Source organism: Sediminitomix flava (assembly GCF_003149185.1).
Taxonomy (GTDB): domain Bacteria; phylum Bacteroidota; class Bacteroidia; order Cytophagales; family Flammeovirgaceae; genus Sediminitomix; species Sediminitomix flava.
In genome coordinates, this window is the sequence record NZ_QGDO01000004.1 from 205,076 (window position 1) to 222,591 (window position 17,516).

Sequence of the window (17,516 nt, forward strand, 5' to 3'; positions counted from 1 at the left end):
CACTGCCCGAGATCGCAGCTTGTACTCCGTAGGGGATTCGAACCCCTGCTACCAGGATGAAAACCTGGCGTCCTAACCCCTAGACGAACGGAGCGGGTCTCACTTTTTATACTGCCCGAGATCGCAGCTTGTACTCCGTAGGGGATTCGAACCCCTGCTACCAGGATGAAAACCTGGCGTCCTAACCCCTAGACGAACGGAGCGGGTCTCACTTTTTACACTGCTCGAGATCGCAGCTTGTACTCCGTAGGGGATTCGAACCCCTGCTACCAGGATGAAAACCTGGCGTCCTAACCCCTAGACGAACGGAGCATTGTTCATTTTTGCGAGTGCAAATGTAGGCGATTAATTGATTCAGCACAAGAAAATCGAATAAAAAAATTCTTTATATCTGTAAATTTTATCCTTTTATACTCACACATGCACAAAAGTATCACTTAGAATAAGACAATTTAAAGAAAAATATGTTTTTAATTTCTGAATCTATTCTATACCAAGAATCGTATTAAATTTATGTATTAGAACCAAGAATGCCATGTTACCCCACCGTTAGTGAGTATTAATATCCTTCAATTTTTGTCAACAAGAAAGAAATATCTATAGCTCTCTTTGTTGAACTATGTTAGAATTTGGATAGAAAAGTTTATTTTTGCAATTCAATACAAGTTATATCAAGATGTTAGATAAACTCGAGAAAATAAAGACACGATTTATAGAAGTGAGCGATCTTATTGTTCAGCCTGATATTATTTCAGACATGAAGCAATACGCAAAGCTTAATAAAGAATATAAAGACCTAGAACAAATTGTTGGGAAGTACGAAGAATACAAAAATATCCTAGACAATATTGCTAGCTCAAAAGAAGTTTTAGCGGAGGAAAAAGATCCAGAATTCCGTGAAATGGCTAAAATGGAATTGGATGAGCTGAACGATCAAGTTCCTGGAATTGAGGATGAGTTGAAAGTGATGTTGATCCCGAAAGACCCGAACGATAGTAAAGATAGTATTGTCGAAATCCGTGCGGGTGCTGGTGGAGATGAAGCTGCTATTTTCGCAGGAGACCTTTACCGTATGTACCAACGTTACTGTGAGCGTATGGGTTGGAAATCGAGCTTGATGGACTATACAGAAGGTACTTCTGGTGGTTATAAAGAAATCGTTTTCTCAATGTCTGGAGAGGACGTTTACGGACAAATGAAATTCGAATCAGGAGTTCACCGTGTACAACGTGTTCCTGCAACTGAAACTCAAGGACGTATCCACACTTCTGTAGCATCTGTTGCCGTTCTTCCAGAAATGGAGGATGTAGATGTTGATATTGCTCCAGCTGACCTCAAGAAAGAAACTTACTGTGCTTCAGGACCTGGTGGGCAGTCTGTAAACACAACTTATTCTGCGGTTCGTTTGACGCACATCCCTACTGGAGTTGTCGCGCAATGTCAAGATCAGAAATCTCAGTTGAAAAACTACGATCAAGCATTGAAAGTACTTCGTTCTCGTATCTATGAGATCGAATTGAAAAAACACCAAGAAGAAGTTGGTGCTCAACGTAAATCAATGGTTGGTAGTGGTGACCGTTCGGACAAAATCCGTACGTACAACTACCCTCAAGGTCGTGTAACTGATCACCGTATCAACAAAACGGTTTATAACTTACCTTCAATCGTGGACGGTGAGATCGGAGAATTCATTGAGGAGCTTCGTATCGCTGAAAACGCAGAACGTTTGAAAGACGGAGGAGAAGCTTAATTTTCTTCTGCTCTAAAATATATAAGGCTTACTTCAAGAAACTATTGGAGTAAGCCTTTTTTGTAAATAAGCAAAATGCTTAGTTTACTATCCTATCCATAATTCTAAAGTTACTTTTTCATTATGCTCTCAGATTCACTTTTTCAAGAGTTGGTAAAAATGGCTTCTCTCGCTCCTTCTGCTGATAATATGCAAGCTTGGTCTTTCAAGAAAATAGGTAATAGTATTGAGGTTTATGCTGAAGAAAAGAGAATGCTTCCAATGGATATTCACCACATGTTTACACAAATAAGTATTGGTGCAGCCATTCAGAATATTTTTTTGAAAGCAGAAGAAAAAGGGCTAGAGTGTAAAATTCAATACGCTGAAAAATTCCAAATAGATAAGCCTATCGTATATCTAACTTTAAGAGAAGGCTTACAGAACAAAATGAACTTAACCGAATGGATTCCAAAACGTTCAACGAATCGTAAGCCATATCAAGATAAAATTCTTTCTGAAAGTCAACTTTCTATGTTAGCCGAAAGTATTATTGGTATTGACGCTAAAATGCAGTGGACAACAAAAAAAATAGATTTCAAAACTTTAGCAAAAATTGATGCTAATACTTCTTATATCAGAATAGAACACAAGCCTTTTCACAAAGAACTTTACGATATCCTACGTTTTTCTGATCGTGAAATGAAACTTCATGGCTTTGGTCTAAATGCTAAAAGTCTAGGTATTCCTCCTGCCATTTCATTGTTCGCAAAAAAATTGAAGAATTGGAAAATCAATCAATTTATAAACCGATTTGGTGCTGCAAAAATGAATGCTAAACTAATGGCTAAGACAATGAAAAATGCAGGAGCATATTGTTTCGTTTCTACTTCTGATTCGTCCTTAAAAGGCTACTTAGAAGCAGGTCGAGCAATTCAGCAACTTTGGTTAAAAGCTAATTCTGAAGGCTTATCCGTTCACCCATACGGCGTATTGCCTCAATACCTCACAAGACTTTCTGATGCGCCGAGTTCTTTTCTTCCACATCACATAGAAATCATTAAAAAACAGAAGGAAAGATTCGTTCAAATCTTTCCTTCTGAATTTAAGCAGTCCCCTGCCCTATTATTAAGAATTGGATACACAAACAAAGACGCTCTCCGTAGTGACACTCGTTTAAATACAGAACAATTAATCCGACATTAGAAACTCAATACGTTTAACAATAGATCAAACTTACTACCTTTTCCATCAGCAGGGTTTAACAGAGGTCCATTATCCAATAAGTAACTATATCTGAACCCAACTTGCATATCTACCAATCGGAACGCTTTAAAATCGAATATCACATCTGCTCCAACTGATTTTCTCAGATGTTCTGTAGAAGAGAAATCAATCGTTGCATTATTTAAAGACTGTTCCGAGCCACCATTTGACGGATCATTTCTACCATGCCTTACATCTACACCTATATCTGACACTCGGATAGGATCTAATTGATTATACATCATATCAAAAAATCCATTCAAATAAATACGCTTGATAAATGCCAAACTACTGATTGCAATATCAGGATACCAAACAGGCAAGGTATAAGTAAGTCCTGCTCTACCTATCTGATCAAATAATTGTGCACCATATCCTCTTGCATATCGGAACGTATCTGAATATTTATACTGTCCGACAAAAGGCTCGTTCATATAATTGAGGTCCAAAGTAAGATTGTGTGTTTTCATGAAAGCAGGAAAAAAAAACTTTGCATCTGCTTTAAACTGATAACTGTTTACATCACCATTCAAGGCCTTTTGATAAGACAATGACAGGCTTTGTCCCCATCTCGGGTAGATATGCTGTAAAGCACGTCTTTGTTGTCTGTACCAATCTAACTCAAAATCAATAGAACCTATATTTTCATCTTCAAATGGACGATCAGAAAGTATGTCTGTTGGATAATTCAAGAAAATCTGATCATATGAAGCTGATAAAGTCAGATTGCTGAAGTAGTTTCCTTTCGTAAGATTCAAAGGCATGACAAAGCCTAAGCCTATTTGGTCTTGCTCCCACTCTCTACTTTGTAGGACTGCCACTGCAGGATTTTCAGGTAGATTACTTTGGGAATAAGCTACAAAAGCTTCCGTCCTACTTCTATCCATATTCATTTGCCCTGAAAGCTGTGGCAAAATGAACCACTCACCATAAGTCAAAGTCCCATAGAAACCTCCTTCTCTTTCATTAGAATTGAATAAATAGCCCACTTCTCCACTAAATGTGGTAAATGTATTATCCAAAAGAATCGAAGCTGTATAATATGGAGGGCTACCAAATAGCTCCAAACTATGCGGATTTATTAAACTTGTTGTTTTCCTAAAGTTTTTAGATTCGTATTCATTGGAAGGAATGCTATCCAACACATTTGTTTCTTGTGCTAATAGTGGTCTATAAAAATCTAATGTAGAAGGCTGATTTGACTGATATTTCTTCCACGAATCCTTTTCGATCGGGTTCATCTGAAGGTTGTAACCATCAACGGTAAAATTGCTATAGGCTAACTTACTTCCACTCTTACTTACAGTAGGATAAAATGCTCCCAAAGCATCATCAGTAAGTTGATAGATTTCTTTATCAGAAAGTGAAACTGCAAAGATATTATTTACCCCCGTATAACTTGATGAGTAATACACATAGCCTTCAGAAGGATATGGATTGGAAAGGTGAGCAACATCCCAAGACGTTATATTTTCCATTGTGCCAAGCTCTGTGTCAACTTTCAATAAACTCATTTTTTGATCTTTCTGCCCAACTACAATCACATTGGTTTCATCAATCCATCTAGGGGTAGAGAAAAACACATTCTCAGGATTAGGAATACGTTTTATTTCCTGTCCGTTTGTATCTAAAATCACCAAAGTATATTGCATTTGTTCGTTTGCTTCTGCAGCTACAATTTGTGAAGCAGAGGCATTCAAGTCTGGGGCAAACAATTTGGTTTCTTTAGTCAGTTGCACCTTTTTCTTTTGCCCCACATCATAGAGCATCACTACCGAATAATCTTTTTGTCCCCAACGCAAATCATAACGTTGTTCAGACCAAACTAAATATCCCTTACGATAACTAAAGCTGTTATTGGTAGAAGCTTGAAATCCTGGATAAGTCAAAAAATATTCTTCATTAGCAGTCACTGCATAAAAAGCTGGAATCTGATTAAATCCACTTTTTAAGGTTATAATCACATCTTCATTCGAAAAATTGGGTTGTGTATAACTCGTAAATGTCTTTTTCTTTTCAGAATTGAATGATGTAACGGTCATTTTGGGAGCTTCTCTCTTCCAATCATTTGAGAGTTGATCCATTGTTTTACGATAGTATTGAGGAGTTGAATACCCTATATTTCGTTTCAAACTTCGGCTAAAGGGCCATACTAAACCTTTATATTTTCCTGTTTCATAAAGTACTTTCCCCCAAATATCCTCTCCAAATTCTCTACGAGCATTGGTCACTAGATAATAACCTAAATTATAATGGTTAGGTACATAATCTTTAAATGAGCCACTTACTGCTTTTTCGTAATTATAGTTTTTCCCCGAGAGTAATAATGATTTATATTCCATATCAAACTCAGGCATTCTACCTCGCCCTGCCGTAGTCAAAAGTGTTTCGGTCAATACAGCATCTCCTTCAGAAAACCATGCAGGCACACCCAAACTTTTCCCCAATAACCAACCATTTTCACCGAAGACATAAGATAAGCCTTTGGTCAAACCTACTTTCACATTTGATACTTGCTGAACATGTCGGTATTCATGAATGGTCAAAAGATCCAACCAATTCCCAGACCCTGTGAAACCAAACTGTGATGGTGTCAAAAATAATTCAGAACGGAAAGGTGCCAATCCTACAAAACCATTGGCATTAGTCGTATTCTGCTGTAAGATGATATCCAATTTTTCTACCTTCTCTCCTATGGTCTGCTTATCTCTCTCAGCTAAATAATGACTTAAATTGACTACACGTTGTGCAGCTGCTTCTTGTCCTACAGGATAAATGACTCTGACAATATCGGTGTTGATCTGTCTCCACTTTTGCGAGTGAGGATTCAAACCTAAAGAACTTTGCTGTGCTTTAAGTGGAAAGGTAAAAGCACATAACAATAGAAAAATTGAAGTAAAATGTTTATACATATATGATTTTATTACGCAGTATCAGAGCTTATAAAAAGAGATAAAACAAAGATTATGATGATCTAAGCTTTATAATGTAATCTAATATATATGAGATTTAAGACAATTTAAAACATAAATACCAGCATCATTTTATAACTTATGCAACAATATTGCATTTAATAGAAAAGATAGTACTAAAATGCTTCAAACAAATCAGTTGTCTTTCTCTTACAGCAAAGACGGACAAGCTTTTCATTTTCCAGACCTTTCCTTAGAAAAAGGAAAGCATCTTCTTATTCTAGGAAATTCGGGTTGTGGTAAAACCACATTTCTTCATCTTTTAGCAGGATTGCTTTCAACAAAAGAAGGAGAAGTCTCATTGGATAATACAAACTTTAGTAGCCTCTCTGGAGCTCAAATGGATACTTTCCGAGCACAGCATATCGGTATTGTATTTCAAAAACCTCATTTCTTGAAGTCTCTAACCATAAAAGAAAATTTAGAGACTGCTCAATTTCTGGCTAAACAACCTACGGACAAAGCTCGAATTGATGCATTGTTGGAGAAGCTAGGAATCTCACACCGAAAGAATGCAAAAGTCTCAGAACTGAGTGAAGGGGAAAAGCAACGCGCATCTATTGCTTTGGCACTTATCAATAAACCTTCTCTAATTCTTGCTGATGAGCCTACAGCTAGTCTTGATGATGAAAATACACAAGAAGTAATCGAACTATTGAAACAAAGAGCTGCCGAAGAAAATGCTTCTTTGGTCATCGTGACACATGATCAACGTTTGAAGACAGAATTCCCGACACAGTTAGTACTTCACAAACTAAACGAAAGCACTCATGAGACTCTTTAAGCTTAGCTTCAAAAATATACTCTCCAATCCACTCACCACGACTCTTAACCTAATCCTTTTTGGCTTTGGTATTTGTATCATTTCAATTTTACTTTTAGTAAGTAAACAAGTGGAAGATCAACTAGATAAGAACCAAGCAGGAATTGGAATGGTCGTTGGAGCAAAAGGAAGTCCTCTTCAGTTAATTCTTTCGAGTCTTTATCATTTAGATGTTCCTACAGGAAATATTAAACTGAGTGAAGCCGAAAAACTGAAAAAGAATCCTCTGATAAAAAGTACAATTCCGATGGCCTTGGGTGATAACTACAAGGGCTACAGAATTATTGGTACTGATCATTCATACCCCGAATTATACAAAGCAGAAATTGCTGAAGGAAGACTTTGGAAGAAAAATCTAGAAGTAACCGTTGGAGCAAAAGTGGCCAAATACAATGGAATGAAATTAGGGGATACCTTTCACGGTTCACATGGAATTGGTGCTTCAGCTCACGATCATGGCGATCACTCATTTGTGGTTACAGGAATTTTAAAACCAACAGGAACAGTAATAGATCAGTTGATTTTAACTAATGTTGCTTCTGTTTGGGCTGTCCATGGAATGGAAACAGAAGAAAGTCATGATGAACAGGAGGAGCATGAAGGAAATGAACATGCGGAACATAACCACGATGAACACGAAGGGCACGACCATGCGGAACATAACCACGATGAGCACGAAGGACATAACCACGCAGAACATAATCATGATGAACACGAAGAACATGACCATGCGGAACATAATCATGATAAGCACGAAGGACATGACCACGCAGAACATAATCACGATGAACACGAAGGACATGATCATGGAGATAGTCATGTTGTTGCAAAGGAAGATTTAGAAATCACTTCTATGCTAGTGAAATTCCGTAGTCCTATGGGGGCTATCACTATTCCTAGAAACATCAATGCAAATACAAATATGCAAGCTGCAGTACCATCTTACGAAACTGCTCGTCTATTTAGCATACTAGGAGTCGGTTTTGATGCATTAAAAATATTAGGTGTTGTTCTCATCTTCATTTCAGCATTGAGTGTATTTATTTCACTATTCAATTCATTGAAGGAAAGACAATATGAGTTGGCCTATATGCGTGTTTTGGGAGCGCGTCGTACTCAAGTACTCTTACTCATTCTTTGGGAAGGAATTACAATTTCGATTATCGGATTTATCTTCGGAATTCTTCTTTCTAGATTAGGTATGATGGGCTTGAGTTATTTATTGGAAGAAAACTTCAATTACAGCTTGAATCTTCTTGTACTACAGCCCGATGAAATTTGGATGTTCTTCGTTTCTGTTGGTATTGGATTAGTTGCGGCTATTCTCCCTGCCATTAGCGTTTATAAAGCTGATATTTCTAAAATTTTAGCAGAAGAGTAGAATGTAAATTCCCTTATTTTTAGATAACGTGAATTATAAGTATCTTCTTTTAGTCTTTGGCTTTTAATTGTATTGCCTAGTGGGTACAGTCGTTCTTTTGAGGAATGTGGTCTTCATTTTTTGTCTTGATACAAAAAACGAAGCAAAAAAAATCAAGCCTCATAAAAATCGGCCAGCCCACATCCAACCCTTCTCCACTTTTGAGGCAAGCAACCCACTAAGAGAAGATTATTAAATATTTATGGTTTCACCTCAACCCATAGCTCACTTTAAATAAAGAAAAAGAACCTTTGAATCGCTGACTAACAGCCTTCAAAGGTTCTTTTTTTCTCAAATCAAATCTAAAATACTATTTAGCTTGAGTTCTTTTTTCTGAAAATACTTTATCAATTTCTTCTAAAGATAAAGCATTTAATGTCATCTCTTTTGTAAGTCCTGCTTTTCTACCAACCAGTAAACCGTATTTCATATGATGATAACCATTCATCTCATGTGCATCTGGATTAATCGCAATCTTCACTCCTTTGTCCAAAGCATATTTCACCCATCGCCAATCAAGGTCTAGTCTCCACGGGTTTGCATTGATCTCGATCATCACGTTATGCTCGGCACAAGCATCAATGATTTTGCCATGATCAATTGGGTAGCCTTCTCTTTTAAGCAGAAGTCTTCCTGTCGGGTGACCTAAGATGGTGGTATATGGATTTGCAATAGCTGTGAGTAATCGTTGAGTTGCTTTTGCTTTATCCATTTTCAGATTGGAGTGAATAGAAGCTACAATGAAATCAAAAGAAGCAAGAACTTCATCTGAGTAATCTAGCTTACCATCATTCAAAATATCAGATTCTATTCCTTTGAAAATTTTGAAAGGCGCTAACTTTTGGTTCAACTCATCAATTTCTTCTTGTTGTGCCTTTACTCGTTCTTCATCTAAGCCATTGGCATAAAAAGCAGAAACCGAGTGATCCGAAATCCCAAGATATTCATAGCCCAAATCTTTGCAGTAAGTAGCCATTTCTTCCAAGCTATGCTTACCATCAGAATAAGTTGAGTGATTATGAAGAATTCCTTTCAGATCTGACATTTCAACCAAAGTTGGTAATCCTTTCTCCTTGGCTTCTATTTCATAAATTCCTTCACGCAACTCGGCCGGAAAATAAGGAAGCTCCAATGCTTTATAGATTTCTTCTTCTGTTTCGAAGAAATTAGTCTGTAAGAATTTGAAAAGGGTAACTCCTTCCTTCACTTCATTAGCAAGATGGGCTCCCGAAGCTGAATGTTTTAATACTTCATTTCCGAAAGATTTAGCCTCAACAAAGAAGATTTCTACAGAAAGCATATTGCCATCCAAAATACCTCTCCAAGTCAGTGGTCCCGAAGTCTTCTCATCATAATTCAGTCCTTCAATTTCAGCAATTGCCTTTTTTGCTTCAGTTCTGTCAGAGGCTACAACTACATATTGAAGTGTTTCTACAACCTCCATATAGCGTCTTACCTCTCCTGTTTGGGCTACTTTTTGAATTGAAGGAAGCTTCTCTAGGGTATTCAATAAATGAACAGCAAAAGGTTCTGCCTCTGCATAATGTAATTTCCCAACATTACTATTCAGGAAAGCTATCTGATCAAGAATTGTAGCCTGTGTCTTCGCTCCAAATCCTTTCAACTTTTCTACCTCTTTATTTTCACAGGCAGTTTTCAAAGCATCTAAAGACTCTAAGCCTAATTCTTTCCAAAGCTTTCCGATCTTCTTCCCTCCAATTCCTTTAATCTCTAGCATGTCCACTACCCCAGAAGGAGTATCCGCAACTAGCTTATCATACTCATCAAAAGAACCTGACTGTACAATAGATAAGATTTTTTCAGCCATACTCTTGGAATACCCAGCTTTCAGCAGTCCATCATTATCTAATTCTGCTATTGATTCCGAAGAATTCTCAATTCCATAAACGGCAGAACTATAAGCTCTCGTCTTAAACGGATTTGCTCCATGTACTTCCATCAGTGACACTGCACTTTTTAGTACTTTAGCTATATCTTTGTTGGTCATTTATATCGAATGATTAATCATCTTAAAGAAAGTCAAACTTGAATGTCTAGCAACATTCAAAACAAGAATACTATTTTAAATTGGTATCTTGCTAAGGTTGGCAAGATAATATCATTTTTGAAATGAAGGAACAAAGTCCATTAGTGTCTGTGATTACACCATTTTTCAATAGGGCTGAATATATTGAAGAAACTATTCAAAGTGTTTTAGCACAATCTTACAGCAATTGGGAACACCTCTGGATTGATGACGGCTCTAATGATGAAAGTATTCATATAGTAAAAAAATACTCAAAAAAAGACACACGAATAAAATATTTCAAGAGAAATCGACTCCCTAAAAATGCAAATACTTGTAGAAATATAGGACTCGAAAATGCCAAAGGAAAATATGTAATCTTTTTGGACAGTGATGACCTTCTAGCCCCTTTTTGCATAGAAAGTCGAGTAAAATATATGGAGGAAAATGAAGGGCTTGACTTTGCTGTGTTTCCTATGGCATTTATTAAAAATGATATAATAGAGCTGAATGAAAGAAATATATGGGATACAAAAAAAGATCTTGAAAACTTATTAAAAGATAAACCTCCATGGGGAATAATGAGTCCTATTTGGAAATTTAGTTTTCTAAAAAAAATCAGAGGGCTTAATGAAAAATTACAACGTCATCAAGATCAAGAATTACACACTCGAGCCCTGATATTTAATGGGGCTTATCAAAAAGTAAAACATGTTCAGGAAAATGCACTAGTCAGTTATCGTATATATGATAGCCCACGTTACAACACTTTAGATTTTCAAAAGAAAAATTTAGAAGGGGCTCTACATTATATACATGAAATCATAGCCATTAGCAATGAGTGTTCTACAATTAAAAAAGGATTGGAATTACAATTTGAATCATATTTTAAGAAATACTATATCAATAGCTTATTACTAAACAATACCTATCAAAATATGGTAAGCTGTGTAAACAAGTACACTCTATTCACTCCTTCTAAACGTCTTCTTTATTACTTAGCTGTTCACTCATTTTTGGGGAAAACAAAAGGGTTTCGTTGGTTGATTTATCAATTTTTGTAATGATTAAAGACATAAAAAAATTAGATATAAAAGAATGGGAAGAATACTGGAAAAAATGTTCTGAAGCTACTTTCTTTCATTCACCTGAATGGTTTCAAATTTGGGCTAAATATTTAAATGGGAAGTTATACTACAGTGCAAAATTGATTATTTTTTCAGATGGGAAAACCGCACTTTTACCATATGCTTATACTCGTAAGTTAGGCGCTCATTTTTTTCTCCTCTCACCTAGAAATAACTATGGAGGATGGATTAGTAGTTATGAACTTTCCAAATCGGATCATATCTCTTTAGAATCCTATATTTTAAAGAATATGAAAAACTTACAATGGATTATTCAACCAAACTTACAGACTTACCTAAATAAAAATATTCTTAACAATACTACCAGCATACTCTACTATAAATCAAACTTCAATCAAACATTTCAAAACTTCAAAAAAGGTCCAAAATATTCTTACAAAAAAGCAATTAGAGAAGGCTGTAAATTAGTGATTGCAGAAGATTTACAAGAATGGAAAACCTTCTATGAAATCTATTTAAAAACGGTAGAGCGTTGGAGTAAAGTCAACTTCCTTCTATCATGGGAGGAATTAAAACTATTCTATCAACTAAAAAGTGATCATATAAATTTATATTTAGTTTCTTGGAATGATAAGATTATCTCTGGGGGACTGTTCTTATACGGAAACCAAAGTGTTCATTACTGGCAAGGAGCATCTCTGCATGAACATCATGATAAAAGAGCCATGCACTATATGATCATAGAAGTTATCAAAGAAAGTCAATCGAAAGGATTTAAAATGATGGATATGGGACCTAGTCATCAGTTGAAAGGAGTATTAGATTTCAAAAAAGGCTTTAATACCGATGAAACTACGGTTGGAATCATACAACAAAAAAGTCTTAAAGGGACAATCATAAAAAAGGGAGCGGAATGGAAAAAAAGAATTCATCGTTAAAATCACTTCAAATAGAAAAGGTAAGTATAGCTCAAAATAGTGAATGGGATTTTTATTGGAATAACTGTCCAACAGCTACTTATTTTGAGTCTAGAGAGTGGGCTACAATTTGGAGTGAATACCTCAATGGCAAACTTTATTACGAGGCTAGAAAAGTTCGCTTTACTGATGGTTTTGAAGTCTTAATTCCATATTCTTTTACCAAAGTATTGAAGTACATTAAGTTTTACCTTCTTTCTTGCCGTTCTTCCTATGGAGGTATTCTTTTTTTATCTACGCCTAAGGATAGTCATCTTGAGCTAGTTCATAACTATATTCTAAAACACTTCCACAACTTGGAGTGGAATATTTCGCCCTTTCAAAATACTCTTCTGAATCTACCTTTACAACAAACCAACATTCTAATTATTAGTAACAGATTTGATGAAAATTTTAACTCTTTTTCAAAAAAACATCGTAAGTCATACAGAAGAAGCCTCCGAGAAGGTTGTTCACTACATGAAGGGAAAAACATATCCGAATGGCAGTACTTTTATCATGTTATCTACAAAAATATAAGCGATCATTCTAACTATCAAACACAACTTCTTTCTGAATCGGAAGTACTCTCTATGCGAAATAAAAAAGGTATTCGGTTGTGGTTAGTAAAATATAAAGATAAAATAGTCGCTGGTGCTATATGTCTATACTCCCCTACAATTCTTCAATTATGGATTGGTGGTCATATAAAGCAATTCCAAAGTCAACGACCAATGAATTATTTATGTACAGAACTTATCAAAAAAGCAGCAGATAACGATTATAAATTTATCGATTTTGGCTCAAGTTTAAATAGTAATGGAATTTTAAAATTTAAAGAAGGATTCGGTACAAAAGAAGTCTCTTATATTAAACTGAAACAACGAGATTTTTTGGGGAATTGTATTGACATAATAAGTGGTTGGAAAAAAAGATTGAGGTTGAATGCTTAAAATTATAGAGTTTAAAGAGGCTAGCGAACACGTTTGGAATCAATTTTATCTAAAAACACCTTTGACTACTTATTTTAGTAGCCTAGAATGGAATAAGTTTTGGGAAAAAACTTCAGATGGAAAATATAAAAAAGCACTTGCTTACGAGATACACTTTAATGATGGTGTTAAAGCTGTGTTACCAACTTTAAAAGTTAACATTTTAAAAAGCCTTTCTGTTAGTCATATTGCTTCAGTATATGGTACATATATCAGCCTCCTAAGCCACGAAGAAATAACATTCGAACACTATAAAGTATTAAGCAATTACTTAAGGAGAAAATGGAAGGTATATCAACTTTATTTTATGCCTTTTTCTTTTAATGGACTTTATCAGAAATCTGACACGCACATTATTAATTTTAAGGAAATAAATAATTATAGCAAAGGGCACATCCGTAATCTTAAAAAGTCAAAAGAAAACAGCAATCTAAGAATATTTCAAGTTCATTCTGAGGCAGAATGGCGTTCATTTTATGCACTCTATCAGAAAAATCTCAATCGTTGGAAAAAAGTAAATGGTATACAATATGATTGGTCCATATTTGATCAACTTTCACAAGTTAGAAGCCCTAGTATTCAACTTTGGGTTGTTAAGAATCAAAAAGATGAAATAATTTCTGGTGCAATATTTCTTTTAGGTAACTCTGTTGTCAATTATTGGCTTGGAGCAAGTTCTACAGAAGGGCTTGATCATAGAGCAAACTTCCTTTTATTTGATCAATTATTACATCAATTCAAAAAACTTGATTTCACTTATTTTGATTTAGGGCCTAGTACTAATTTAAATGGTGTAGAACGTTTCAAAGAAGGGTTTGGAGCAAAAAGGCAAACATTTTCTTACCTAGAACAAAAAAATAGCCTCTTAAAAATAGTTGCTAGATTAAACAATTTAAGATCCTAAATAACAAATCTCATCTTTAAAATTCAGAGGCAAAATACTATACTCCTTCTCATAATAAGATCTTAGATCAGAGATATATGAGTGAAAACTATATACTTTCGCTCCTAGAATGTAGGTATAAAATGCTAACGAAGACAATGTCGTATAAACGGTAAGATTACTCTGATGCATAAAGACTAAGTTCTCAACAACTAATGATGGATTACATTCAATAAACTTACAATTATAGCTTTCCTCTAGTTGCATAAAAAATAGTCTAAAATTTGAGATTTCCTCTTCAGACATATATTGGTTTGGATGAAACTTGTAGTGATAAACTTCACCTTTTAAACAGTTTTCCGAAACAAACCTTGTAAACCCTTTTGTATAGGCTTCAAAACTTATATATCCATTATATACTTCTGGACTAAAAATTATTAAATGACTAATACTTTCTGTTTTCTCACTCTTCCCCCACTGAGGTCTTACTACAGCCTTATTGGGTAACTCAGAAAATGAATATTCAGACATTCCAAAAGAACCATTATACTTCTTATTTACAGTATTAAAGTGATATAAATCGGCCTTATATCTTCTAAAAAAAGTATTTAAGCCATCTACAAACTGCCACTTCCAATTATTTCGTTTCTCTTTCTTGGTAAAGATCTTATCTAAATACGATAATGGATAATAAGAATATAATCCTTCTTCCATAAAGTAATATCCTCTGCATTTTTTCATATTAATGATTAAAGAAACTTCATCAGGAAGAAGGTCTACAGCATAAAAAATAAATGGATGATTGTCACATGCACTTAAAATACTTTTATCTGATAGACGAACATTTTTCCAACTTTTCCAAAACCGTTTCCCATGATCAAATGGATTATTTTCTCTAGTTGGCAAAAAAGGATAGTCAAAACTACTAATAGTATTATCTTCAGGTAGTTGGTAACCTCTCCAAAGCATAAAAACACAATGATCTTTATTCAAATTTTCATGTGCAATAATACTGTTAGCCATTATATAGGTAATGTGACTTTGTACCCAAAATAAATGAAATAAGCCCTTATTCTTCGACATTTTTTTTAATCAAGCTTTGCTTTATATTAAATGGATTAAAGAAATAATACATTATTCCGTTTTTTTTTAATATATCACGATTTTATATTATTACACTAATTAGATGAACATTCTTCACACCTTCCGAAACTACCTTTTCAATACCGAAAATTGGGCTTACCACCTAATTAAGCATATTCCTGATACAAAAAATGTAGTTACTGCCGAGAATTTCTTAACAGAGAACTTTTATGATGCTTCTTTTGACTTTATTCAGTTTCCAATAGCTTATTACCCTCCCAACTCCATCAAGTCAGCTCCTTTTCTTGATACACTAATTTTTTATGTCAGTAATGCTTTCCGAAAACTGGCTCATGAAAAATATGTAACTGACCATGCAAAAGAAGCAAAAGTAGAACTTATCCACAGTCACACGGCTCCCGCTGCTTGGAAGCACCTCAATATTGCAAAGAAACTTCAGATTCCTCATGTTGTTTCTTTTTATGGCTTTGACTACAAACAGCTCTTGACTCTCGAACCTATTTGGAAAAAGCGTTACACTATCCTTTTCAAGGAAATTGATTTTTGCATTGCAGAAGGTTATCATGGCAAAGGGCAACTTCTTGCTCTAGGCTGTCCAGAAGAAAAGATTCGTGTAAACTTTCTAGGAGTAGAAATTTCGAAAATACCATTCATAGAGCGTATTAAATCGAATGAAAAACTAGATTTAGTACAAATTGCTTCCTTGAGAGAGAAAAAAGGACATATCTACACCCTAAAAGCCTTTATCCGAGCATTGGAGAATTGTCCTAATATGACCCTTACGCTAATCGGTGTAGGTAAAAAGCCAAACGAACTAGTAGAAATAGTAAAAGGCACAATCGCTGAAAATAAGGTATTTTTCCGTGATGGAATCCCTTTATCTCAACTTCAATCTACACTCTCTAAATATGATGCATTTATCCATCCAAGTTGTCATGCAAAAGATGGTGATTCAGAAGGAGGTGCACCTATCGTATTATTAGATGCTCAAGCTAATGGAATGCCTGTTATCTCTACGAATCACTGTGATATACCATCAGAAGTAATCCATAAAAAAACAGGATGGCTAGCCGAAGAAAAAAACACAGACCAAATTGCTGAAGGCATCAAATATTTCTATCAGATGAGTAATGAAGAATATAGAGACTATTCTCAAGCTGCTAGACAACACGTAGAGGAGAATTTCGATATTGCAAAGAATGCTGGAAAGTTGAAAGAAAATATTTACTCAGATCTTCTTCTCAAGAAAAGGACCTTTTAAATTTTGTCACAAACTTTCCTACATAACCTAAACCCAACCACGTTTTTATTGCTGTATTTCTGATGATTGACTCTTTTATAAAAGATGGGTCTTTCAAGAAAAATGCAATTAAAGACAGCGTTCTCTTTGAAAAAGAATGTGATTCTTGATGGATTTTGTATGCGTCTATCAATTGTCTCAGAAATACTTTTTCATGAGGTCTGGCAGAATTTAAAAATAATTCCTTTTCTAAATTCTCATATAAAACTTGAGAGGCTAACCATATAGAATCAATGTCTGTACATCTATTTTGTTGATGAATTCCTCTTTGTGCTACATTTTGAACCAGTTCACTTGCTTGTAGCTTTAAATACCACGCAAGTCGTAATACAAAATCAGTATCCTGTGTTAAACGAAGAGATGAATCAAACACTATCTTCGCATTCTCAAAAAGACTATTTTTCTTTAGCGTGAGACCATTAAGATGAATAAATCCATTTTCTCCCTTCAAAAGAGTTAAGAATCGTTCCTTGCCCAAATGTTCTCCTGAAAATGAAATAGTATCCGGTGTACCTGTTGTGTTTCTATACAATTCTTTAGCCTCCTCAGAATAATAAAAAGCCCCCACAGCATTATATACGCCATCAATGTCTTTATTACTCTCAAAAACAATTCTATCCTTTTCAAAACGGTGGGGAAGATAAAAATCATCGGCATCTAGAAAGGCAATGTATTCACTATTCGCCTTTTCAATACCAAGATTTCGGCTTGCTCCAGCACCATGATTTTGTAGATCATGGTGTCTGTATAATTTTACTTTATGAAGTTCTTTAGCAAGTTTCTGACAGATCTCTAATGCCCCATCTGGTGATGCATCTTCTATCAAAATGATTTCTTTCACTTCTTGAAGATCATGAGCAGAGCGAACAGCCTTTTCTACAAAGGCTTCAGCATTATAAACAGGTATGATAACAGAAACTTCCATAATTTTAAACTCCTTAATGTAAAAATAAGAAG

Annotated in this window: 13 protein-coding genes and 3 tRNA genes; 9 read left to right on the top strand and 7 right to left on the bottom strand. The window is 35.1% G+C overall.

Features of this window, described 5'->3' with window-relative positions; all coding sequences use genetic code 11:
• Positions 1-22: 22 nt before the first annotated feature.
• From BC781_RS16400 to BC781_RS16410, 3 genes are all read right to left on the bottom strand, one after another.
• Positions 23-94, bottom strand: a tRNA-Glu gene (locus tag BC781_RS16400).
• A gap of 37 nt (positions 95-131) precedes the next feature.
• A tRNA-Glu gene (locus tag BC781_RS16405) sits at positions 132-203 on the bottom strand.
• Positions 204-240: 37 nt separating this feature from the next.
• Positions 241-312: transfer RNA gene (locus BC781_RS16410), tRNA-Glu, on the bottom strand.
• Between the two features lie 364 nt (positions 313-676).
• Between BC781_RS16410 and prfA the strand changes: the two genes are divergently transcribed.
• Together prfA and BC781_RS16420 are read left to right on the top strand one after the other, a co-directional pair.
• Entirely contained in the window at positions 677-1,750 is a 1,074-nt protein-coding gene (gene prfA, locus BC781_RS16415) for a peptide chain release factor 1 (RefSeq protein WP_109619756.1), read from the top strand.
• Positions 1,751-1,873: 123 nt separating this feature from the next.
• The gene (locus BC781_RS16420; protein WP_109619758.1) at positions 1,874-2,935 is read left to right on the top strand and encodes a hypothetical protein; all 1,062 of its coding nucleotides are present in this window, start codon (positions 1,874-1,876) and stop codon (positions 2,933-2,935) included.
• On the opposite strand, the gene BC781_RS16425 is transcribed toward BC781_RS16420, so the two are convergent.
• Positions 2,932-5,907, bottom strand: a complete 2,976-nt coding sequence (locus BC781_RS16425) for a TolB-like translocation protein (RefSeq protein ID WP_109619760.1) — start codon at positions 5,905-5,907, stop codon at positions 2,932-2,934. The genes BC781_RS16420 and BC781_RS16425 overlap by 4 nt on opposite strands.
• Before the next feature lie 181 nt (positions 5,908-6,088).
• Between BC781_RS16425 and BC781_RS16430 the strand changes: the two genes are divergently transcribed.
• Together BC781_RS16430 and BC781_RS16435 are read left to right on the top strand one after the other, a co-directional pair.
• On the top strand, positions 6,089-6,751 hold the full coding sequence (locus BC781_RS16430; RefSeq protein WP_109619762.1) for an ABC transporter ATP-binding protein: 663 nt from the start codon (positions 6,089-6,091) through the stop codon (positions 6,749-6,751).
• The gene (locus tag BC781_RS16435; RefSeq protein WP_109619764.1) at positions 6,738-8,171 is read left to right on the top strand and encodes an FtsX-like permease family protein; all 1,434 of its coding nucleotides are present in this window, start codon (positions 6,738-6,740) and stop codon (positions 8,169-8,171) included. The genes BC781_RS16430 and BC781_RS16435 overlap by 14 nt, the downstream gene beginning before the upstream one ends.
• A gap of 349 nt (positions 8,172-8,520) precedes the next feature.
• On the opposite strand, the gene polX is transcribed toward BC781_RS16435, so the two are convergent.
• The gene (gene polX, locus BC781_RS16440; protein ID WP_109619767.1) at positions 8,521-10,218 is read right to left on the bottom strand and encodes a DNA polymerase/3'-5' exonuclease PolX; all 1,698 of its coding nucleotides are present in this window, start codon (positions 10,216-10,218) and stop codon (positions 8,521-8,523) included.
• Between the two features lie 122 nt (positions 10,219-10,340).
• On the opposite strand from polX, the gene BC781_RS16445 reads away from it, so the two are divergent.
• The 4 genes from BC781_RS16445 to BC781_RS16460 are packed head-to-tail and all read left to right on the top strand — an operon-like array spanning position 10,341 to position 14,176.
• Positions 10,341-11,300 carry a glycosyltransferase family 2 protein gene (locus BC781_RS16445; protein WP_109619769.1) on the top strand — a complete coding sequence of 320 codons (960 nt, stop codon included), beginning with the start codon at positions 10,341-10,343 and terminating at the stop codon, positions 11,298-11,300.
• On the top strand, positions 11,300-12,262 hold the full coding sequence (locus BC781_RS16450) for a GNAT family N-acetyltransferase (RefSeq protein ID WP_146201714.1): 963 nt from the start codon (positions 11,300-11,302) through the stop codon (positions 12,260-12,262). The genes BC781_RS16445 and BC781_RS16450 overlap by 1 nt, the downstream gene beginning before the upstream one ends.
• On the top strand, positions 12,238-13,233 hold the full coding sequence (locus BC781_RS16455) for a GNAT family N-acetyltransferase (RefSeq protein WP_109619774.1): 996 nt from the start codon (positions 12,238-12,240) through the stop codon (positions 13,231-13,233). Before BC781_RS16450 ends, BC781_RS16455 begins: the two co-directional genes overlap by 25 nt.
• Positions 13,226-14,176, top strand: a complete 951-nt coding sequence (locus BC781_RS16460; protein WP_109619776.1) for a GNAT family N-acetyltransferase — start codon at positions 13,226-13,228, stop codon at positions 14,174-14,176. The genes BC781_RS16455 and BC781_RS16460 overlap by 8 nt, the downstream gene beginning before the upstream one ends.
• Here BC781_RS16460 and BC781_RS16465 read toward each other — a convergent pair.
• Positions 14,165-15,238, bottom strand: a complete 1,074-nt coding sequence (locus tag BC781_RS16465) for a hypothetical protein (RefSeq protein ID WP_109619778.1) — start codon at positions 15,236-15,238, stop codon at positions 14,165-14,167. The two genes, BC781_RS16460 and BC781_RS16465, sit on opposite strands and share 12 nt — an antisense overlap.
• 103 nt (positions 15,239-15,341) lie before the next feature.
• On the opposite strand from BC781_RS16465, the gene BC781_RS16470 reads away from it, so the two are divergent.
• Positions 15,342-16,520 carry a glycosyltransferase gene (locus BC781_RS16470; protein WP_109619780.1) on the top strand — a complete coding sequence of 393 codons (1,179 nt, stop codon included), beginning with the start codon at positions 15,342-15,344 and terminating at the stop codon, positions 16,518-16,520.
• Here BC781_RS16470 and BC781_RS16475 read toward each other — a convergent pair.
• Entirely contained in the window at positions 16,501-17,484 is a 984-nt protein-coding gene (locus tag BC781_RS16475) for a glycosyltransferase family 2 protein (RefSeq protein WP_109619782.1), read from the bottom strand. The genes BC781_RS16470 and BC781_RS16475 overlap by 20 nt on opposite strands.
• Between the last annotated feature and the right edge of the window lie 32 nt (positions 17,485-17,516).